This window comes from Pseudarthrobacter ribosi (genome assembly GCF_055412865.1).
Genome location: NZ_JBVAYZ010000003.1, coordinates 177,158 through 195,157 on the forward strand (window position 1 = coordinate 177,158; position 18,000 = coordinate 195,157).

22 protein-coding genes are annotated in these 18,000 nt (G+C 65.2%); 11 read left to right on the forward strand and 11 right to left on the reverse strand.

Features of this window, described 5'->3' with window-relative positions; all coding sequences use genetic code 11:
* Positions 1-19: 19 nt before the first annotated feature.
* The 5 genes from ACZYZ5_RS04425 (at position 20) to ACZYZ5_RS04445 (ending at position 4,254) form a co-directional block, all read left to right on the forward strand.
* Positions 20-910, forward strand: coding sequence for a polysaccharide deacetylase family protein (locus ACZYZ5_RS04425; RefSeq protein ID WP_463899424.1), 891 nt, complete (start codon positions 20-22; stop codon positions 908-910).
* The gene (locus ACZYZ5_RS04430) at positions 907-2,301 is read left to right on the forward strand and encodes an MFS transporter (RefSeq protein WP_463899425.1); all 1,395 of its coding nucleotides are present in this window, start codon (positions 907-909) and stop codon (positions 2,299-2,301) included. The genes ACZYZ5_RS04425 and ACZYZ5_RS04430 overlap by 4 nt, the downstream gene beginning before the upstream one ends.
* A complete protein-coding gene (locus tag ACZYZ5_RS04435) occupies positions 2,298-3,065 on the forward strand; it encodes an SDR family NAD(P)-dependent oxidoreductase (protein ID WP_463899426.1) in 768 nt (255 codons plus the stop codon). The genes ACZYZ5_RS04430 and ACZYZ5_RS04435 overlap by 4 nt, the downstream gene beginning before the upstream one ends.
* A 19-nt stretch (positions 3,066-3,084) precedes the next feature.
* On the forward strand, positions 3,085-3,807 hold the full coding sequence (locus ACZYZ5_RS04440) for an SDR family NAD(P)-dependent oxidoreductase (protein WP_463899428.1): 723 nt from the start codon (positions 3,085-3,087) through the stop codon (positions 3,805-3,807).
* 75 nt (positions 3,808-3,882) lie between these two features.
* Entirely contained in the window at positions 3,883-4,254 is a 372-nt protein-coding gene (locus ACZYZ5_RS04445; RefSeq protein WP_463899429.1) for a hypothetical protein, read from the forward strand.
* A gap of 76 nt (positions 4,255-4,330) precedes the next feature.
* On the opposite strand, the gene ACZYZ5_RS04450 is transcribed toward ACZYZ5_RS04445, so the two are convergent.
* Genes ACZYZ5_RS04450 through ACZYZ5_RS04470 form a run of 5 tightly spaced genes read right to left on the reverse strand, consistent with a single transcriptional unit; the run spans position 4,331 to position 6,697 of the window.
* A complete protein-coding gene (locus ACZYZ5_RS04450) occupies positions 4,331-4,948 on the reverse strand; it encodes an Asp23/Gls24 family envelope stress response protein (protein WP_463899431.1) in 618 nt (205 codons plus the stop codon).
* A gap of 40 nt (positions 4,949-4,988) precedes the next feature.
* Complete coding sequence (locus ACZYZ5_RS04455) at positions 4,989-5,576, reverse strand: DUF6286 domain-containing protein (protein WP_463899432.1); 588 nt, start codon at positions 5,574-5,576, stop codon at positions 4,989-4,991.
* Positions 5,573-6,001 carry an Asp23/Gls24 family envelope stress response protein gene (locus ACZYZ5_RS04460; protein WP_463899434.1) on the reverse strand — a complete coding sequence of 143 codons (429 nt, stop codon included), beginning with the start codon at positions 5,999-6,001 and terminating at the stop codon, positions 5,573-5,575. The genes ACZYZ5_RS04455 and ACZYZ5_RS04460 overlap by 4 nt, the downstream gene beginning before the upstream one ends.
* Positions 5,998-6,177: a hypothetical protein gene (locus tag ACZYZ5_RS04465; protein WP_463899436.1), complete on the reverse strand. Its 180-nt coding sequence runs from the start codon at positions 6,175-6,177 to the stop codon at positions 5,998-6,000. Before ACZYZ5_RS04465 ends, ACZYZ5_RS04460 begins: the two co-directional genes overlap by 4 nt.
* Positions 6,178-6,235: 58 nt before the next feature.
* Complete coding sequence (locus ACZYZ5_RS04470; protein WP_463899701.1) at positions 6,236-6,697, reverse strand: Asp23/Gls24 family envelope stress response protein; 462 nt, start codon at positions 6,695-6,697, stop codon at positions 6,236-6,238.
* A 234-nt stretch (positions 6,698-6,931) separates the two neighbouring features.
* Between ACZYZ5_RS04470 and ACZYZ5_RS04475 the strand changes: the two genes are divergently transcribed.
* The 4 genes from ACZYZ5_RS04475 to ACZYZ5_RS04490 all read left to right on the forward strand — a co-directional run bounded on the left by ACZYZ5_RS04475 (position 6,932) and on the right by ACZYZ5_RS04490 (position 10,613).
* Positions 6,932-7,528: an RNA polymerase sigma factor gene (locus ACZYZ5_RS04475; protein WP_463899437.1), complete on the forward strand. Its 597-nt coding sequence runs from the start codon at positions 6,932-6,934 to the stop codon at positions 7,526-7,528.
* A complete protein-coding gene (locus ACZYZ5_RS04480) occupies positions 7,519-8,124 on the forward strand; it encodes an Asp23/Gls24 family envelope stress response protein (protein WP_463899438.1) in 606 nt (201 codons plus the stop codon). The genes ACZYZ5_RS04475 and ACZYZ5_RS04480 overlap by 10 nt, the downstream gene beginning before the upstream one ends.
* The gene (locus tag ACZYZ5_RS04485) at positions 8,117-8,512 is read left to right on the forward strand and encodes an Asp23/Gls24 family envelope stress response protein (protein ID WP_463899440.1); all 396 of its coding nucleotides are present in this window, start codon (positions 8,117-8,119) and stop codon (positions 8,510-8,512) included. The genes ACZYZ5_RS04480 and ACZYZ5_RS04485 overlap by 8 nt, the downstream gene beginning before the upstream one ends.
* A gap of 151 nt (positions 8,513-8,663) precedes the next feature.
* Positions 8,664-10,613: an IS1096 element passenger TnpR family protein gene (locus tag ACZYZ5_RS04490; protein WP_463899442.1), complete on the forward strand. Its 1,950-nt coding sequence runs from the start codon at positions 8,664-8,666 to the stop codon at positions 10,611-10,613.
* Positions 10,614-11,015: 402 nt separating this feature from the next.
* On the opposite strand, the gene ACZYZ5_RS04495 is transcribed toward ACZYZ5_RS04490, so the two are convergent.
* The 3 genes from ACZYZ5_RS04495 to ACZYZ5_RS04505 form a co-directional block, all read right to left on the reverse strand.
* Positions 11,016-11,285: a hypothetical protein gene (locus ACZYZ5_RS04495; RefSeq protein WP_463899443.1), complete on the reverse strand. Its 270-nt coding sequence runs from the start codon at positions 11,283-11,285 to the stop codon at positions 11,016-11,018.
* On the reverse strand, positions 11,282-11,431 hold the full coding sequence (locus tag ACZYZ5_RS04500) for a hypothetical protein (protein WP_463899445.1): 150 nt from the start codon (positions 11,429-11,431) through the stop codon (positions 11,282-11,284). The genes ACZYZ5_RS04495 and ACZYZ5_RS04500 overlap by 4 nt, the downstream gene beginning before the upstream one ends.
* A 147-nt stretch (positions 11,432-11,578) precedes the next feature.
* Positions 11,579-13,807 (reverse strand): transglycosylase domain-containing protein, encoded by a 2,229-nt coding sequence (locus ACZYZ5_RS04505; protein ID WP_463899702.1) that lies wholly within the window; start codon positions 13,805-13,807, stop codon positions 11,579-11,581.
* Positions 13,808-14,077: 270 nt separating this feature from the next.
* Here ACZYZ5_RS04505 and ACZYZ5_RS04510 point away from each other — a divergent pair, with 270 nt between their 5' ends.
* Together ACZYZ5_RS04510 and ACZYZ5_RS04515 are read left to right on the forward strand one after the other, a co-directional pair.
* Positions 14,078-14,557 (forward strand): glycogen/starch synthase, encoded by a 480-nt coding sequence (locus tag ACZYZ5_RS04510; RefSeq protein ID WP_463899446.1) that lies wholly within the window; start codon positions 14,078-14,080, stop codon positions 14,555-14,557.
* Positions 14,512-15,390, forward strand: coding sequence for a glycogen/starch synthase (locus tag ACZYZ5_RS04515; protein ID WP_463899448.1), 879 nt, complete (start codon positions 14,512-14,514; stop codon positions 15,388-15,390). Before ACZYZ5_RS04510 ends, ACZYZ5_RS04515 begins: the two co-directional genes overlap by 46 nt.
* Here the strand turns inward: ACZYZ5_RS04515 and ACZYZ5_RS04520 are convergent.
* The 3 genes from ACZYZ5_RS04520 to ACZYZ5_RS04530 are packed head-to-tail and all read right to left on the reverse strand — an operon-like array spanning position 15,362 to position 17,902.
* Entirely contained in the window at positions 15,362-16,165 is an 804-nt protein-coding gene (locus ACZYZ5_RS04520; protein WP_463899450.1) for a MetQ/NlpA family ABC transporter substrate-binding protein, read from the reverse strand. The genes ACZYZ5_RS04515 and ACZYZ5_RS04520 overlap by 29 nt on opposite strands.
* Before the next feature lie 58 nt (positions 16,166-16,223).
* Positions 16,224-16,925, reverse strand: coding sequence for a methionine ABC transporter permease (locus ACZYZ5_RS04525; RefSeq protein ID WP_463899453.1), 702 nt, complete (start codon positions 16,923-16,925; stop codon positions 16,224-16,226).
* On the reverse strand, positions 16,922-17,902 hold the full coding sequence (locus tag ACZYZ5_RS04530) for a methionine ABC transporter ATP-binding protein (RefSeq protein WP_463899455.1): 981 nt from the start codon (positions 17,900-17,902) through the stop codon (positions 16,922-16,924). Before ACZYZ5_RS04530 ends, ACZYZ5_RS04525 begins: the two co-directional genes overlap by 4 nt.
* Positions 17,903-18,000: the final 98 nt, after the last annotated feature.

Below are 18,000 nucleotides of genomic sequence, written 5' to 3' on the forward strand. Positions count from 1 at the left end.
GCAATGAAAGGTTGATCCCATGACCAAGGACATCCAAGTCGCATTCGGCGTGGACGTGGACGCCGTGGCCGGAATGCTCGGCTCCTACGGGGGCGAGGATTCCCCTTGCGATATCTCACGTGGTCTGTTCAGCGGCGAGGTCGGCGGCCCGCGCATCATCCGCCTCTTCGAGAAGTACAGCCTGCCCGCCACGTGGTTCGTGCCCGGCCACTCAATCGAGACTTTCCCGGACCTGACCCGGATGATCGTGGACGCAGGGCACGAAATCGGAGTGCACGGATACTCGCACGAAAACCCCATCGCCATGACCCGCGAGCAGGAGACTGCCATCCTGGACCGGTCAATCGAACTCATCGAAAAGGTTTCCGGCCGTCGCCCCACCGGCTATGTCGCCCCCTGGTGGGAATTTTCCCCGGTCACCAACGAGATCCTCCTCGAACGCGGGATCAAGTACGACCACTCCCTGATGCATCGCGATTTCGAGCCCTACTACGTGCGTGTCGGTGACAGCTGGAAGAAGATCGACTACACCAAGGCCGCCGAGACCTGGATGGAGCCGCTCGTCCGCGGCAAGGAAACCGACCTCGTCGAAATCCCCGCCAACTGGTACCTGGACGATCTTCCTCCCATGATGTTCATCAAGGCGGCCCCGAACTCGCACGGCTTCGTCAGCCCGAGGGACATCGAACAAATGTGGCGCGACCAGTTCGACTGGGTATACCGCGAAATGGACCAGGCCACCTTTACCATGACGATCCACCCGGATGTCTCGGGCCGTCCCCAGGTCCTGCTCATGCTCGAACGCCTCATCGAACACATCAACTCCCACGAGGGCGTCAGCTGGCTCACCTTCGACCAGATCGCGGACTCCTTCCTCGCACGCAGCCCCCGAAAGGAAAACCAGTCATGACTACCCAGCAGCCCGACGTCGACCTGACGCAACCTGCCCCCAACGAGAAACGCCGCTTCCCGGTATTCTCCAAGCACCACACAACCACCGCCACTGTGCTGGCGCTGTGTGCCTGGACCGTCGCCGTGTTCGACTTCGGACTTTTCGGCACCCTCCTGCCGGCCATGCAGCAGGAATTCGGCTGGAGCGCGACCGAAGCCTACGCAATCAACACCTGGATCGCCGTCGGCACCGCGATCGTCTGCTTCGGAATCGGCCCCGTCATTGACCGGCTCGGCCGCCGCAAGGGCATGATGACCACTGTCGGCGGAACCGCCATTGTCTCCGGCCTGACCGCCCTGATCCCAACCGGAATCCCGTTCCTCAGCAACGGCCTGTTGATTCTGGTCCGTTCCTTCGGGGGGCTCGGATTCTCCGAGCAGGCCGTCAACGCGACCTACATGAACGAGGTCTACCAGGTCACCGAAGTCGCCGATAAGCGCAAGCGCCCCGGCTTCCACTACTCCTTCATCCAGGGCGGCTGGCCGCTGGGCTTCCTGCTCGCCAGCGCCCTCGCCCTCGTCTTTCTTCCGTCCCTTGGCTGGCGCGCCCTGTACCTGATGGCGACCGTTCCGGCCGTGATCATCGTGTGGCTCATTGCCAAGAAACTGAAGGAGACCCCGCAGTTCGAGCTGCACCACAAGCTGACCGAACTTGAGAAGAGCGGCAAGACCGAGGAAGCCCACTCCCTGGCCCGCGCATTCGGCGTCGAACATTCCTCCGCTGCCCCGCTCAAGCGCATCTGGGAGCCGCACCTGCGGCGGAACACGATCGTTTTCTCGCTGGCCTGGATCTTCAACTTCTTCGGCATCCTGATCTTCAGCATTCTCGGCAGCTCCGTCCTGAAGAACGCCAAGGGTGTGGAACTCACCGACGCCTTCTGGATGCTGATCGTCATCAACGGGCTGGCGTACTTCGGCTACGTCTTCCACGGGTGGCTCGGGGACAAGATCGGCCGGAAGCGGACTATTATCGGCGGCTGGATTCTCTCCGGCATTTCGTTCACCATCATGCTCAGCCCCATCGCCACCAGCCCCTTTATGATCATCGCAACCTATGGTGCCGGTCTGTTCTTCCTGGTCGGACCGTACGCCGCGATCCAGTACTTCATGGCCGAGTGCTACCCCGTCAGCTGCCGTGCCACCGGCACAGCCTTCATCGGCGCAATGAGCCAGCCCGGCACCATTCTCGGCGGGTTCCTGTTCACGCTGGCAGCCGCCAGCGCAGGAACCGGTGCTGCAGCCCTGTGGGTCGGCGCGGCCGGAACGCTGTTCTCCGGCCTCCTGATGATCGCCGCGAAGCCCCCGGCCGAGGCCCTGCTCGAGGATCACCCGCACGAGGTGGAAGCATGACACCGGATACAAGGGTGGCCGTGATCACCGGTGCGGCCAGCGGCATTGGACGGGCCCTCGCGGTCCACTACGCCCACCGCGGCGTGCATTCGGTGATCGGCACCTTTCCCGGAGACCCGCACGACCCGGAAGAAACCCTCCGCCTGGTGACAGACGCAGGCGGCCAGGGAGTCGTCCACGAAGTCGACGTCCGCAGCACACCGTCCGTCGACGCGTTCGCCGAACGCGCCCTGGCGGAGTACGGCCGCCTGGACTACGCGGTGGCCAACGCCGGAATCCTGCGCAACTCACCGCTGGGTGAGATGACCGATGAGCGCTGGCACGACATGCTCGACGTCGACCTCACCGGCGTGATGCGGACCCTGCGCGCCGGGTCCACGAAGATGACCGACGGGGGAGCGATGGTTGCCGTGTCCTCCATTGCCGGCGGTGTCTACGGGTGGGAGGAACATGCCCACTACGCAGCCGCCAAGTCCGGCATCCTCGGGCTGATCCGCAGTGTGGCCGCCGAGTTGGGGCCGCGCGGCATTCGCGCCAACGCTGTTATCCCCGGACTGATCGAAACTCCGCAGTCCCTGGACCCAGTGAACTCCCTCGGGCCAGAGGGTCTGCAACGCGCCGGGCTGGAAATCCCCTGGGGCCGGGTCGGGCGGCCCGAGGAGGTCGCCAGCGTGATCGGCTTCCTGACCTCCGATGACGCCACCTACGTCACCGGCCAGTCCCTGATAGTCGACGGCGGACTCACCATCAAGATGCGTGCCTGAAAGCCCTGGAAGGACAAGGATGAACAACTCAGAAGCCTCGCGTCCCACAGAGGGCCGGGCCGTAGTGGTCACAGGCGGAGCCAGCGGCATCGGCAGGGCCATCGCCGAAGCCTTCACCGCCAACGGCGACAGAGTGGCTGTTCTGGACCGGTCAGGTGTGGCGGGAACCATCGCCGTCGACGTCTCAGACGAAGCGAGCGTGAGGGGCGCCTTCGCCGCCGCACGCGCCCAGCTCGGGAGCATCGATATTCTCGTGAACAGCGCGGGCCTGCTAACCGAATCGCGGCTGGAAGACATGACCCTGGCCATGTGGAATGAGACGATTTCGGTTGACCTGACGGGTGTCTTCCTGTGCTGCCGGGAGGTGGTGGGGGAGATGCGGCAGCAAAAGTGGGGCCGCATCATCAACATCGCTTCCCAACTGGCCATCAAAGGCGGAACCGGGCTCAGCCACTACTGTGCGGCCAAAGCCGGAGTCGTCGGACTGACCAAGGCCCTGGCGCTGGAAACCGCCGGCGACAACGTGCTGGTCAACAGCATCGCCCCGGGCCCTATTGAGACGCCCTTGGTTGAAGGAATTTCCGCGGAGTGGAAAGCGGCGAAGCGTGCCGGACTGCCGCTGCTGCGCTTCGGCCTTCCGGCCGAGGTGGCGCCTACGGCGCTGCTTCTCGCCAGCGATCCGGGAGGCAACCTGTATGTCGGCCAGACGCTCGGGCCAAATTCCGGCGACGTCATGCCCTAGGAAGGGAACCCCCACATGTGCGGTGCGTGCGGAAGAAGTGTTGTGAGCGACCCGGTGCTGGGGCCGAATCGAACGATGCGGCAGCACCTCATCGTCGCCCAAACGATCAATAGCGTCTGCCAAACGTGGCCCGGGGCCCCGAAAGTGGCCGCCACCAGCGACGGCTGGCAGGTTTCGGGCCCGACGGGGGCCACCGTGGCCATCGCGACAGTGGAGGCGGTGTGGTCCGCTGTTCTCCTAAGCAACCCGGGAATGCGGTCGCCGGAGATGGATAGATTTGCGCACGGGCCCGGTGCTGCGGAAAACGCCGGCGCCGCGGCGCACGTCGTGGGTGTGGACGAGCCGGTCCTGGCGGCAGCGGACTTGCATCCGGAGGACTTGTCACTCCGGGTTTTGACCCTTGGCTTCAAGATGGCGCGCGCTGCGGACACGGCGCTGGGATCATAAAACCGAAGCACACGTGGCGGCAACCTTGCTGACTTCCGATGCGCCGGGGCGCTCGGTCTCATATATGGCTCAGATGCTAGTAGATGACGGTGCCGGTGGAATGCACAACGGTTCCGGTGCTTTGGGTTCGTGCGCTGATGTCGATCTGCAGCCGGCTGCGCTGCAGTGGCACCTCCAGGGCGCTGGACAGCTCCGGCAGGGTGGATGTTTGGATGCGGTGGATGACGTCCCGGACATCGGACCTGTCATTGACCGTCACCTTCAGGGTCAGGTCGGGTGCCGTGGCTGTTCCTCGCAGCTGGGCCGCGGAAGTGACGACACCGGGCAGGGTGTTGATCTGCTTTTCGACGGCGGCGGTGAGGACCGACGGGTCGCAGAGGGTGAATCCCTGACTGCCGTCGTCATGGAGCCGGTAGGCGCCCGCCGTGTTTTTCCTCGGGATCTGGGCGATGATCCACAGCAGCCCGAGGACCCCGATGATGACTCCGATGATCAGTACGACGGCCGCCACCCACGGCAGCGCGAAGAATGCGTGCAGATCACCGGTGACGACGGAATGCCATGCGGGGGCGGTGTTTAGAAGAGTATGCAGTGTCCCGCTGGCCTGCAGGAGCAGTGCGGTGCCTGCGGCCAGGAAGAGGATGCCGAGAATTGTCAGCCAGATCCGGTTCAGGGTTCCTGCGGTCTGCCTCATCGGAGGCCATCCTTCGAATAGTCGGGGTTAGCGGGTGGCGTTAGTCTCTGGACCGGACCGTGGCGGTAACCTGCGGCACCGGCGAGAGCCCGGTTTCTTCCAGACGGGACCGGACGGCGTCGGTGATTCTCTGGCGCAGGTCCCCAGGCTCGTGCAGGGAAGTCGTCACGTTCACGTGTACGCGCCGGGTGGTGGCTGTCGCTGAGGCCGAACCGACGCCGTCGATTTGCACACACCGGGCTTTGGCCAGGCGGGCGACCGCGCGGCGGGTCATCACTGTCTCCTGCTCCTGGACCGGTGGCGCCTCAACACCGGCGCCCGTGCCGGAATCATCGATCGCGAGGGCACTGAACCCTCCGGGAATGATGGCGCACAGCAACAGGATGACCCCTGCGAGGACGGCTGCTGTCCCGATCTGCCAGACGGCTGGGTCGTTCCAAGCCAGCCCGGCGAGCCAGTCGCTGGGTCCCTGCAGCACGGTCGGCCACGAGCCGTAGACCAGCCGGGTGACGCTCAACCAGACCAGCGCGACGCCGGCGGCCAGGAGCACTATTCCGGCGATGAGTGCCGGGACAGCGCGGCTGGGCCGGTGCCGCAGGCGCGTGGACCGTTGGTCGTGCCGGCTCACAGCAGCTTCCTTCGTCCGTTGGTGTCGGTTCCGGTGGTCAGCCAAGCGATCCTGATGTCGACCTGTCGGACGTCAACTCCGGTCAACTCGGTCACCCTGATCGCGATCCGGCGGCGCAGTTCCTCGGTGGCCTGGCGTAGCGGCACCGGATACAGCATCCCGACCTCGACTCTTAGGGTCGCGATGTTACCGGTGAGCTCCACGGACGCTTTGGGACGGGCGGAGAGATCAGCACGGGTTCCGATGCCCAGAAACCCGCCGGAGGAGCCGCCGGCGGAAGATTCGTCGCTGGCGACCTGGCCGGCAATTTTTTCGATCACCCTGGCCGCCAGGAAGGTCTGGCCCCGCGCGCCCGTCTCACGGAAATCCTCGCTGGCCTCCCCGGTCCAGGGCAAGGGCAGCGCGTGGGCTCCTTGCGGGATCATCGGCTCGATGCTCTACCGAACAGGGCCTGCACATCGAGTTTTCCTTCCGCAACCCGACCGACCAGCAGGCCGATGAATCCGAAGATCACCGCGGTCAGCAGCGCCAGCCAGCCGCCGAAGCTCAAAACGATTCCCAGCACCAGACCTATCGTCACGCACCAACGTGTAGTAGACATAGCCATCCTTTTCATCATCGTCCCGTTCCCCTTGGCGGGAGATACTCTGACGGGGCCGTTACTGAAGTTCGGTCTTCTGGTCCTGGTGGACGTCCTGCTCGTCGTCGGGCAGGTGGACATCGCTGACATTGATGTTCACTTCCAGCACTTCCAGTCCGGTGGCGCGCTCAACGGACTGGATGATGTTGCGGCGGATCGCCTGGCTGACCTCCACCACGGAGAACCCGTAGTCGATGACGATCGAGACATCGATGGCTGCCTGACGTTCACCCTTTTCCACGCTGACCCCGCCGCTGACATTGGTCTGGGAACCGGGAATGCGCTCGGTCAGGGCGCTGAACGCGCGCCGGCCGGCGCTGCCCATGGCGTACACGCCGGGAACCTCGCGGGTGGCTATGCCGGCCAGCTTCTGCACCACCGTTTCCTCGATCGTGGTGGCACCGCGGTCGGTGTGCAGTGCGTCCCTCGCCTTCGTTGGTGCCAGCGCGCTGCCGTGCTTTTGCTCCTCGGGTGTGGCCATGACGCCGCTGGAAGCTCCGGGGGTTCTGGGTGTCTCGGTCATGGAAAACATCTCCTCGTCGGACCTGGTGATCGTGCTTACACCCATATAGACGAAGCCCAGCAGGAATCGTCACGTGTTGGCGCCGACATTTTTCCTACCGGGCAGCAGCACCGCAGTTCGGTTCCTGACGTCGCCCGGCTGTGGCATATTGGGGCCAGGGTCCGGTGCGTTTCAGGACGGGATGGACAATGCATGGATGATCATGGCCCCGGCTTCGAACCGGACCTCGATGAGGGGAGTATCGTCGCCCGTGCCCAGGACGGCGACCTGGCAGCATTCGAACACCTGGTGATCACCTATCAGTACCGACTCTTTCGGCTGGCGTATCGGATGCTCAACGACCGCGGCGAAGCCGAAGACATCGTGCAGGAGACTCTGACCACGAGCTGGCGCGGCCTCCCCATGCTCGCTGATGTCGATGCCTTCGGTGGTTGGATCTATCGGCTGGCGACGAACAAGTGCCTGGACGTACTGCGCAAGCGGTCCGCCCACGCCGAGAACATCATCGACTCGGACGACATGGACGCTGTTCCAGGAGCCCACGCCCGCTCGGTCTCGGCCGGATGGGATCCGGCCCGTGAGGCTGAATGGTCCGCCGAACAGGATTGCCTGATCGTACTGCTGAACACGCTCCCCCCGGCACAACGGGCCTGCTGGCTGCTGCGGGAAATGCACGGACGCAGTTACGCCGAGATTGGTGTCACACTGAAGATCAGCCCGACAGTAGTTCGCGGCACACTCGCCCGGGCACGGCACCAGATAGCAGAAGGGATGAGCCAATGGCGTTAGAAGACGTACCACGGCTCGGCTGCGGCCGCAGCATCGACAGCCTCTGGGCCAGCATCGACCGGCCTCCCGCCGCACACGAGGAACAGTGCGAACAATGCCAGACCGCCAGAACCCAGCTGGAAAAACTCAGTGAAGCAACCCGTTCAATGCGCGAAGGCGACCTTCACAATCCCGCGCTGAAACCCCGTCCCGGGATCAAGAACGCCATCATGGACGTGGCCCGCGCGGAGGTCCGCCGGGGCAGCAGAATCCTCCTGCGCAGCGCAGACAACGGCACCACGGAGATCAGCGAACAGGCCCTGAGCTCCCTCGTCCGGTTCGCGGCAGCAGCGATCCCCGGTGTCCACTCGCGACGCTGTCGCATCGAAATACGCTCAGCCGCCTCCGGCCTCGCCGGTCAAGACCACCCGTCCGGAACCACCTCCACTGCCGGTCCTCGCCTCGTTGTCAATCTTCGGGTTGCCGCAGCCCCGGGCATCGACATCCCCCTCATGGCAGAGGCACTGCGGCAGGAGATCAGCAACGCGATTCCGGCCAGCGTCGGTGTTGGGGCCGGGCCTGTCAATATCACGGTGGAGGACCTGTACGATGTCTGACCCGCCCCTCCAAGGCTCCATCATCACCAGCCGGCTCATCGCCTCCCTCGCCACCCGCACCGCTCTGGAAACGCCCGGAGTCCTCCGGCTTGAGCCCACCGTACATGGCTTCCTGGCCCGGCTCGGTCCCGCCGCCTTGCAACACCTCCGCAAGCCCGGCAGCCAAGACGGCACGTACCGGCACGACGGCGTCACCGCGACCATCAGCGACGGCACGGCACGCGTCCACCTCGATATCGCCACCGACATCGCCTACACCGCCCTTGACGTCGCCGCAGCAGTACAACAGCGCGTTCGCGAAAGCATCAGCCACACCGGCCTTACGCCAGGCGCGATCGACATCACCATCCTCGCCATAGAACACCAACGCGGTACAACGATGATGTAACCGGCTGCGATCAAGGGCTGCACTCCGATGTCGCAGGCGCCGTCTGCAGCCTTGCGGCGCCTCAGCGCCTCAGCCCCGCGAAGCACTGGCACGCCGCCCGCAGGGTTAGTACCGTCGTCGTAACACCAATTCGCACACAGGCGGGGGAACCATGAGCAAGCACGGCAGGAACCGGCACAGGGGCAAGGGCGCCGGCGGTCCCGGTACCCACGCCTCCGCACCCCAATCCCTGAGCGCTGTCAGGGCCGACCGTGCCGTGGACGCGCTCACGCCGGCATTTGTCCGGTGGTTTGAGGAGGTCTCACCCGGCTCGGCGGTTGCCGCCCTGGAATGCCTGGAGCCGATCAAGGCCGTCCTGGGCCGCTATATGGACACCACCGCAGCGGCCGACGTGACAAGCCTTGAACCATCTGGATTGTCAGTCGCCGTGTCGGACGAGATCCTGGCCGCGTTAGACGACGCCGAAGACGTGGCCGGCGCCGCGGCCGCCGAAGTGGGTGTCGTCGAGAGCACGCACTTCGTCGTCCACTCCGTTGGCGCCTTCGTCGAATTCCTCGTCGAGACCGGCCGGTGGAGCGGCTCGGCGGATCAGCTGGCGGCCGTCATGGATTTCCTCGACGCGACGGCGGAGGACGACGGCGGCCGGGGTCTCATCGATGTGCCGGACATCCCCGACGAGGATGCCCTGGCGGCCTTCTCCGAGCTGCCGCTCATCCGGCGGGCGGCGGCGTTGCTCGAGTGGATCGGAGCGGGGAAGCCCGTCACGGCTACCGGCGCGCTCCGTCTGAGGGACGTTGAAGACGCCGCTGCCTGCCTCGGCGTTGCCGTCAGGGGCGGCACCAAACGGTCCGGTTCCCCGCTGCCGGGCACCTCCGGCTCGGAGGGCGCCGTGCCCACGGTCCGGAGCATGTACGAGGTGCCGCTGCTGGCCCGGCTCTGGAACGCGCTGGAGGCGACCGAGCTCATAGAGATCACGTCGACGAAGGTCGTTCCCTCTGCCGATTCCGGTGTGTTCCTGGCCGGAGGGCCTTCGGAGCGGCTGGCGGAACTGGTGTTCTTCGTTGACGAGTTCCTGGACACGGCGGTGCTCGGATGGGATCCGGCGCAGCCGTGGGAGCGGACGGTCTCGGGACTGCAGGCTTCGCTCCTGCTCGCCGCGGCAACTTCGGACCCGCCGGAGAAAGCGCGCATCCTTGCGGGCCCGGACAACGCGCCGCCTGCGGAACGGGCCACGGCCGGGCTGCTGACCGGGGTGGCGATAAGCCGCCTCGAAGAGCTCGCGGAGCTGGGGCTGCTGACCATCGACACGCACTTCCGCGTGCCCCCGCCCCTCATCCGCTGCATCGCGAATGTCTTCGACGACGACTGGTTGCTGGCCGACCTGGGGATCAGTCGGGCCCCGGACGATGCCGACATCGAGCCGACCGACTTCGAGCCGACCGAGCAGACAAAAGCAGATTCGGAGACGACGCTTCCGGCCCCGGCGCTGGCCGCGGTCCGGGAAAATCCGCGGCCGGTCGAGACGCCGATTCTGCAGCTGAAGATCACGCTCAACGACGCGAAGCCGCCCATCTGGCGCCGCGTCCTGGTTCCCGCCGGCATGCCGCTCCCTCAGCTGCACCAGGTGATCCAGGCAGTGTTCGGCTGGCTGGACTATCACCTGCACGAGTTCCGGGTCGGGGGATTCCGCGGCACCGCTTACGCGCCGGTGAATCCGGAAGGTGACGACGAGTTCGTCGGCGCGGCTTCCCTCGACGAATCGACGGTGACGGTCGGCGAACTGTTGCCGGCCGTGGGCAGCAGCTTGGGCTACACGTACGATTTTGGTGACAACTGGGTACTCGCCATCAAGGTGGAGAAAATTCTGGCGAACGACGGCGGGCAGCTCCCGCGGTGCGCTGCGGGACGGGGCATGGCGCCGGCGGAGGACAGCGGCGGCACCTGGGCGTGGGCGAACATTGTCCAGGCTGTCAACGATCCCCGCCACGAAGACCACGAGGAATACCGGGAATGGCTGGGAATGCTGCCGGGCGACACGCTGGATCCACAGGCGTTCGACGTGGCGGACGCCAACGCGGACCTCGCTGACTTCATTCTCTGACAACTGCCGGCGGCGCACCATCGAGGTCCTCCGGGGGTGCGTGCTGGCCCTTCTTACCGGCGGGACCTTTTTGTTATCCTGATGGCGGTCAGGCAGTCGGCCCCTCAGCTTCGTGGAGAGCTCCGTCGATGATAGCCAGACCCAGTGACGCCAGCTGCGGGCCGCGGCCGCCGCCCCAACCCTCTGTGCAGGCACGGGCAGGCGGAACATGTCGCACCGACCCCGCCCCCGGCACCCAGTGCCTCCGACCCTCTTGCCCTGCCCGGTGGGGTGTGGCCCGCATTATTTTGGGGGCGGGCCACATCCGCGCAGGGATTCGAACCCACGACCCGAGGATTATAGAGTCCGCTGCTCTGCCAGCTGAGCTATGGGTGCCGTGGAGTCAGTGCCGGTGATGGTGGGTCAGTTTTCGCTTGCCCGGTTCCGCGGCGCCCGGGCCTGCCCGGAAAGTCTGCGGTCTTCCGCAGGCTCCTTCGCGCTCCGCTGCCGGAGTTCCTCTGTGACGAGCGTCAGCAGTTCGTGGGCCGCCTCGGACCCGGCGAGCTCCACACACTGCGTCAGCGCGGCCTGGAGCCTGTACAGCTCGGCGGACGGTACCAGCGGCCAGCGGCGGAAGGTGCCGAAGATCTGTGAGGACGGGACGCCCGGAGGAACCTGTCGGTTGATCGTCAAGCCGCCATCTCCCGCGGGGGAGCGGTCCGGCGGGCCACGGGGGCAAGTGCGGGGACATGGTTGCGGATGGCTATTGCGAAGGGGGTGACGTTGCTGGTGCCGGAATCCATGTTCACGGCCATGGTGACATCCAGATTGCTTGTCATAGACACTATCTCTCTACGAATCGTGTGGCCGCTCCCTGACCACCTCCAGAGTACCGACTCCAACAGGCGGGGTCACATTTCCATAATATTTGGCTGTTTGGTCCCTTCGCGGCGTGGGTCCGATGATCCGCTTGGGCGACCTTCCGCTCAGCGCCGGTCAGAATCGTGTCGTCGGCCGGAGTCCCCTCGATCCGTATCCTTTCGATCGGGCTTCTTGGTGGTCAGCGACTCGGATTTCTTGGTCATCGAGTCGGGTGGCGGCGGGAACGCCTCGGCGGGATAGAGTCCGGCGACTTCGAGCATGTAGTTCGCCCACTGAGGACCTGCCAGCATGTAGCCGTCAATGCTCTTGTAGAACTTGCCATTGACCGTGACGTTCTGGCCGGGCCGTTTCTGGCCCTCCAGTGCGTCTCCGAAGAATGACGCGGTGGCCAGACCGCTGGTGTAGCCGACCACCCACGTTGCACCGTTGGTGTTGGATGTGCCGGTCTTGGCCGCGACCGGGAAACTCGTGTGGATCTTGGGTTTGATGTATACGCCGGATCCCCTTTTCAGCACATCCTGCAGCACGAAGTTCACGCCCCGGGCAACGTCGGGTTTGATGGCGTCACGGCAGGATTTGGTCTGGGCCGGGAGCTGCCCTGCCGCGTCGGTCACTGCCACAATGGCGACGGGCTCGCAGTACCTGCCGTCATTGGCGAACGTGGCAAAGGCATTGGCCAGCACGAGCGGCGCCACCCCAATCGCGCCGAGCAGGTTGCCCAGCTGGTGCATGTTGACCTGGGCGTTATCCAGCCCGCTGTGGATTCCTGTGGCATCCACCATCTTCTGGATTCCGCAGAAATCCAGTTTGGCGGCCTCCGCGAAGGTGGCGGTGTTGATGGAGTTATACAGCCCGTAATCGACGCGCATGGGCCGGTAGTAGCCGGCGTCGTTGTTCTGCAGATCATCCGCGGCGCCGAGGCTCCTCTGCTTCGTGCTGTAGGCACCAAGCACCTTGCCGCAGCTGGACTTCCACTTGAAATCGAGGGGATACGACCGCCGTGAGGCATCCACCGTGTCGGCCAGGGACTTGCCCTCGTTCAGCCATTCGGCAAGAGTCAACGGCTTCATGGTGGACCCGGGTTGGAACCCGCCGGCGCCGTTCAGGTCATTCCCGTCGGCGTCTTTGGAATCGACGTTGAAATTCAGCTGGGTATCGAATTTGTCCGGTTCGGGAAGGAACACAGTGTTTTGGGCCATGGCGAGGATCTTGCCGGTGCCCGGCCCGATGGAGACCAGCGACGCGCCCCATTTGTCCGGGTTGGCCCCGGCCGTGGCGTCGACCTGTGCCTGCGCGGCCTGCTGCAGCCTGCTGTCCAGTGTGGTGGTGATGGTCAGGCCGCCGCGGTACAGCGTCCTCACCCGGGACGCAAGGTCGACGCCGTAGGCCGGGTTGTTCAGGATGAGGTGCGAAACGTAGTCGCAGAAGTATGGTGCCATTTCGGCCCCGGCGCAGCCCTGTTTCCCCGGACTGAGGGTGAGTTCCACCCCGGTGGCGGCGGCGTCGTCGTGCTCCGGTTGGGAGATCCTGCCGAGGTCGAGCATGGCGTCGAGCACGTGGTTGCGTCGCTGGATGGCGTTGTCCGGGTTGACGGCGGGATTGTAGAAGCTCGGACTCTTGACCAGGCCGGCGAGGAGTGCCGCCTGCGGCAGGGTCAGGCTCTTGGCGGTGGTGCTGAAGAAATGGCGCGAGGCGGCCTCCACGCCGTAGGCATCCCGGCTGAAGAACACGATGTTGAGGTAACCCTCCAGGATCTGGTCCTTGGTGTACTTCTTCTCCAGCTCGATCGCGAGCCGCATTTCGCGCACCTTGTCGCCGATGTCCTTCTGGCCGTTGAGAACAATCCGGTCTCCTTTGTCCGCCGACACCAGGGACTCGTTGAGGACGTTGGTGACGTACTGCTGGGTCAGGGTGGAGGCGCCCTGCCTGCCGCCGCTGGTCAGGTTGGACGCCAGGGCCCGAAGAATTCCCTGCGGGTCGATACCGGCGTGCTCGTAGAAGCGGCGGTCCTCGATGGCGACTATCGCGTCCTTGATGTAAGGCGACATCTGGTCCAAGCTGACCTTCACCCTGTTCTCGGAGTAGAACGTGGCGATGGTCTTCCCGTCAGCAGTCAGGACTTTGGTTGATTGCGACGGCGGTTCGACTGTTAGTTCCGCGGGGAGATTGTCGAAGAACCCAAGCGATTCCCGGAGTGCGACGCCGACCCCGGCGACGGCGGGGACCACGAGGCCGGCGGCAAGGACGCCGCAGATCACGCTCACAGTGAAGTAGCCGAGGACCGCTCGGAGGCCGGCAGCTGACTTTGATTCTGCACGATCCGCCAGCGCCATGTTCCCCCCGTATGCCACGCTCTAAAATTATGATCACACTGCCGCAGGTCCCCGCTCGTCACACCGCCGGGGCTGGCGAGGCCGCCGTCGAACTTTCGCCCGCCCATCTCCTGACCGTAGGGGCGCTGCGCCGGACGGCACCTCACCCGAACCGGATGGTCTCGCCGTCATTTCGCTTTGATGTTGACACCCCTCTTCGGACAAGAGAAGACTAAATCCACACAACAAGCGCTGAAGGTCATTTTCAGCGCCTTGGAGTGAGGTGGGACAATGCAGATTCCGGCTCCATTCGAATACTTGCGGACCCCCGTGATGGACACTGCGCTCGCCGGCGGCCAGAGCCCGCTGCCGATGAAGCTCCGGCCGAACCGGCCCGTGGGGATGACCCACGTCGACGACCCCGGCGTACTTGGCGAACCCAGCCTGGGCGTCCCGTCGCCATGGACGCAGAGGGTGCTGTTCGCCAGTGCGGAGGCCTATCCGTTCGTTAAGGTGGGCGGGCTCGCCGACGTCAGCAGCGCGCTGCCGAAGAGGCTGGCCGAAGTCGGCTTCGACGTCCGCCTCGTGATCCCGGGGTACCGCGGGCTCGACGGAAGCCCGGTGCTGACCTTCGAGGTGCTTTTGGGCCCCGTCGCCGAGGAGGTCGTGGTCCGGCGCCTGCCGTCGCTGGGGGGAGTGGAAGTCTTCACACTGGGCCTCCCGGGGTGGTTCGACCGCGAGGTCCCGTCAGCTACCAGGACGACGACGTGATGCCGTTCGTGCTGTTCTCCAAGGCTGTCACGACGCTGGCGGCTCTGGACGCATGGCGCCCCCACGTCATCCACTGCAACGACTGGCACTGCGGCCTGGTGGCCCAGGAAGCCCGGCAGGGTCCGCACCGGCGTGCACTCGAGCGCACCGGGATCGTCTTCACGATCCACAACATCGCCTATCAGGGGCGGGTCGGGGCCGCCACCGAGCAGTTGATCGGGCTGCCTCCGGCCGGGACCCTGCTTGAGCGGGGCATCGCCTTCGCAGACCGGGTCAACACCGTCAGCCCCCGCTACATGCAGGAGATCCTCACTCCAGCCCAGGGAGCGGGATGGACGAACTGTTGGGCACCCGCGGGGACACCGCCCGCGGCATTCTCAACGGTATTGACTATGAGGAGTTCGACCCCGGGCGGGACCCGTGGATTGACACCCGCTATGAGGGATTCTTCGTGGCTCGCCGTCGCCGTCCACGACGTCGGCAAGGTCTACACCGGCTCCGGGGACGACGGCAACAAGGTGGCGCTCGATCTCGGCCGCGTCGCTGAACTGCTCGCCGCCTACAGCCGGGAGATGCAACCCACGGCGGCGGAGATGGAGGCGCTGCCGCTGCTGCTGGAGGCCAAACGGCTGAAGCGGGGCCTGGGGCGGCGCAGCCGAGCCTTGGACGGGGAACTCCTCTCCGGCAACGACTACGAGAAGATCCGCCTGGAGGACCAGCGGCTGGCGTGGCTGGACGGGCACCGGGAGGCCCTGGCGGGCGTCTGCCGTGACGTGCTGCGCCAGGCCGCCCACCAGATACCCGTCAGCTCGCCGGGATCACCAGGCCCTTGAACTTGGTCTGCAGGAAATCCTTCATGTCCTGCGAGGTCAGGATCTTGTACAGCTTCTGCACGCGCGGATCATCCTTCATCTCGGCCCTCACGGCCAGGACGTTGTAATACGCGCTGTCCTTGCCCTCGACCAGGAGCTGCTTGTCAGCGCTCAGGCCGGCGGGAAGGGCGAAGGCCAGCGTCACGATGGCCGCATCCTTGTCGTTGAGGGCCTGCGGCAGGCTGGCGTTTTCGATCTCCGTGAACTGGAGGTTCTTCGGGTTCGCCTTGACATCCTTGAGCGTGATCGGGTTGTCGCTGACCTCGATCAGCCCCTTGGACGCCAGCAGCTTCAGGGCGCGGGACTCATTGGTGGGGTCGTTCGGGATGGCGATCGAAGCGCCGTCGGGAAGCTCCTCCAGGCTGGCAACATTGTTGGAGTACAGGGCCATCGGCGGCAGGTACACCTTGCCCACGCTGACAAGGTCCTTGCCGGAAGCCTTGTTGTAGGTCTCCATGAACGTCGTGTTCTGGAACAGATTGGCGTCGATGTCGCCGTCGCTCACGGCGGGGTTGGGCGTGTTGTAGTCGCTAAATTCCTTGTAATCCACGGTGAGGCCCTCCTTGGCGGCGAGCTCCCGCTGGACATGCTTGAGCATGTCCCCGGCCGGCACCGCGAGGGCGCCCACCTTGATGGTCTCGGCCGAATTGGTGGAGGTGCTCGCGCCGCAGGCGGACAGGGCGAGGATGGCGGCCACTCCGGTGGCGGCGGCCTTCAGGACATGTGAACGGAACATTTTGGAACTCTTTCGCAGGATGGAACGTGTGGAGGAAGGAAATTTCGGTGCGGTGCGGCTACCGGTGGGACAGGCGCCGCGCCGCGAAGTTGCCCAGCGACTGGAACAGCTGCACCAGCAGGACCAGGAGGATAACGACGCCGAACATGTATTCGGGGCTGTAGCGCTGGTAGCCGTAGCGGAAGGCGACATCCCCGAGGCCGCCGCCGCCCACGGCGCCCACCATCGCCGAGTAGCCGATGAGGCCGACGACGGTGGTGGAGAGGCCGAGGGCCAGGGCCGGGACCGCCTCAGCCACCATGACCTTGGTCAGGATCGTCCAGCGGGTGGCACCCAGAGACTGGGCTGCCTCGACGAGCCCGACGGGCACTTCGCGGATGCCGATCTCCACCAGCCGGGCGAAAAAGGGAATGCCCGCGATGGTCAGCGGGACAATGGCAGCGGTCGGTCCGATAAAGGACCCGACCAGCAGGCGCGTGAACGGAATCAGCAGGATCATCAGGATGATGAAGGGGATGGACCTGCCAATGTTCACCACGACGTCCAGCACCCGGTTGACGAAGAAACCCAGCGCCCGGCTCCCGAAGAGCTTCGACAGCAGGCCGCCGGACTCGGTGGTCACGAGCAGGACACCCGTGGCCAGTCCGAAAACAACCGTGAAAAGCAGGCTCAAGCCCACGGTGTAGAACGTCTCACCGGCACCCTTGAGGATGGTGTCCAGGAGGTCGGACCAGAAGTACGGGTCATTGCGGTCAATCACTGGAGTACCTCCACGAAGAGTCCCTGGGAGCGGAGATCGGCTACGGCGTCGGCCACGGTCTTCGTGTCGCCGGGCAGCTCAAGCCTGGTGCGCCCGGTCTGGTGCCCGTGGATGGTTTCCACCGCGGCTCCCAGGATTCCGACGTCGATGCCGTGCTTGCGCGCCAGCTGGGCGATCACGGGACGGTCCGCGGTGACGCCGTTGAACGTGATTTCCACGATGGCGCTGGAGGTCTCCGGGATTTCCCCGAGGGGGAAGAGAGCCTGGCCCAACAACGACTTCTCCGTTGTCAGCAGCTGTTCCACGGGACCCTGCTCCAGGATTCGCCCACCGCTCATGACGGCGGCGGAGTCGCAGATCCGCTTCACCACATCCATTTCATGGGTGATGAGCAGCACGGTCAGCCCCAGGTCCTTTCTGAGCTGGCGGATGAGATCGAGGATCTGCCGCGTGGTTTCCGGGTCGAGCGCCGATGTCGCCTCGTCGCTGAGCAGGACCGACGGGCTGGACGCCAGCGCCCGGGCAATGCCGACTCGCTGTTTCTGCCCGCCGGACAACTGTGCGGGATAGGCGGCGGCCTTGCCGTGCAGGCCCACCAGGTCGAGGATCTCCAGTGCGCGGGTCCGCCTCGCTGCCCGTCCGGCGCCGGTGATCTCCAGGGAAAGCTCCACATTCGCCTGCACGGTCCTGCTGCTGAGCAGGTTGAAGTGCTGGAAAATCATGCCGATGTTGTGCCGGGCCGCGCGCAATTCCTTGCCGGCGAGGGTGGTCATTTCGCGGCCGTCGACGCTGACGCTGCCCGAATCCGGACGCTCCAGTGAATTGATGGTGCGGATCAGGGTGCTCTTGCCGGCACCGCTCTGGCCCACGACGCCGAAAATTTCGCCACGGCCGACGGACACCGAGACGTCGTCAAGCGCCCGGACTGCCGTCGCCCCGGAGCCATAGCTCTTCGAGACCCGGCTTACGGAAATCATGGTTCTCCCTGGGTGGCTGGAATCCCGCGCTTCCGCAGGGATGGGGGCGGACATCGTCCGCGCACACGCCATAAATTCTGCCAAACAGAAGTTGGAGG

Excerpts from the sequence above, each read along its gene's own strand:
- ACZYZ5_RS04450 (WP_463899431.1), bottom strand. The coding sequence starts at position 4,948 with ATGAGGCAGACCGCAGGAACCCTGAACCGGATCTGGCTGACAATTCTC.
- ACZYZ5_RS04510 (WP_463899446.1), top strand. The coding sequence starts at position 14,078 with ATGCAGATTCCGGCTCCATTCGAATACTTGCGGACCCCCGTGATGGAC.
- ACZYZ5_RS04480 (WP_463899438.1), top strand. The coding sequence starts at position 7,519 with ATGGCGTTAGAAGACGTACCACGGCTCGGCTGCGGCCGCAGCATCGAC.
- ACZYZ5_RS04465 (WP_463899436.1), bottom strand. The coding sequence starts at position 6,177 with ATGTCTACTACACGTTGGTGCGTGACGATAGGTCTGGTGCTGGGAATC.
- ACZYZ5_RS04530 (WP_463899455.1), bottom strand. The coding sequence starts at position 17,902 with ATGATTTCCGTAAGCCGGGTCTCGAAGAGCTATGGCTCCGGGGCGACG.
- ACZYZ5_RS04520 (WP_463899450.1), bottom strand. The coding sequence starts at position 16,165 with ATGTTCCGTTCACATGTCCTGAAGGCCGCCGCCACCGGAGTGGCCGCC.
- ACZYZ5_RS04505 (WP_463899702.1), bottom strand. The coding sequence starts at position 13,807 with ATGGCGCTGGCGGATCGTGCAGAATCAAAGTCAGCTGCCGGCCTCCGA.
- ACZYZ5_RS04485 (WP_463899440.1), top strand. The coding sequence starts at position 8,117 with ATGTCTGACCCGCCCCTCCAAGGCTCCATCATCACCAGCCGGCTCATC.
- ACZYZ5_RS04460 (WP_463899434.1), bottom strand. The coding sequence starts at position 6,001 with ATGATCCCGCAAGGAGCCCACGCGCTGCCCTTGCCCTGGACCGGGGAG.
- ACZYZ5_RS04445 (WP_463899429.1), top strand. The coding sequence starts at position 3,883 with ATGCGGCAGCACCTCATCGTCGCCCAAACGATCAATAGCGTCTGCCAA.
- ACZYZ5_RS04500 (WP_463899445.1), bottom strand. The coding sequence starts at position 11,431 with ATGACAAGCAATCTGGATGTCACCATGGCCGTGAACATGGATTCCGGC.
- ACZYZ5_RS04430 (WP_463899425.1), top strand. The coding sequence starts at position 907 with ATGACTACCCAGCAGCCCGACGTCGACCTGACGCAACCTGCCCCCAAC.
- ACZYZ5_RS04435 (WP_463899426.1), top strand. The coding sequence starts at position 2,298 with ATGACACCGGATACAAGGGTGGCCGTGATCACCGGTGCGGCCAGCGGC.
- ACZYZ5_RS04470 (WP_463899701.1), bottom strand. The coding sequence starts at position 6,697 with ATGGCCACACCCGAGGAGCAAAAGCACGGCAGCGCGCTGGCACCAACG.
- ACZYZ5_RS04490 (WP_463899442.1), top strand. The coding sequence starts at position 8,664 with ATGAGCAAGCACGGCAGGAACCGGCACAGGGGCAAGGGCGCCGGCGGT.
- ACZYZ5_RS04440 (WP_463899428.1), top strand. The coding sequence starts at position 3,085 with ATGAACAACTCAGAAGCCTCGCGTCCCACAGAGGGCCGGGCCGTAGTG.
- ACZYZ5_RS04475 (WP_463899437.1), top strand. The coding sequence starts at position 6,932 with ATGGATGATCATGGCCCCGGCTTCGAACCGGACCTCGATGAGGGGAGT.
- ACZYZ5_RS04425 (WP_463899424.1), top strand. The coding sequence starts at position 20 with ATGACCAAGGACATCCAAGTCGCATTCGGCGTGGACGTGGACGCCGTG.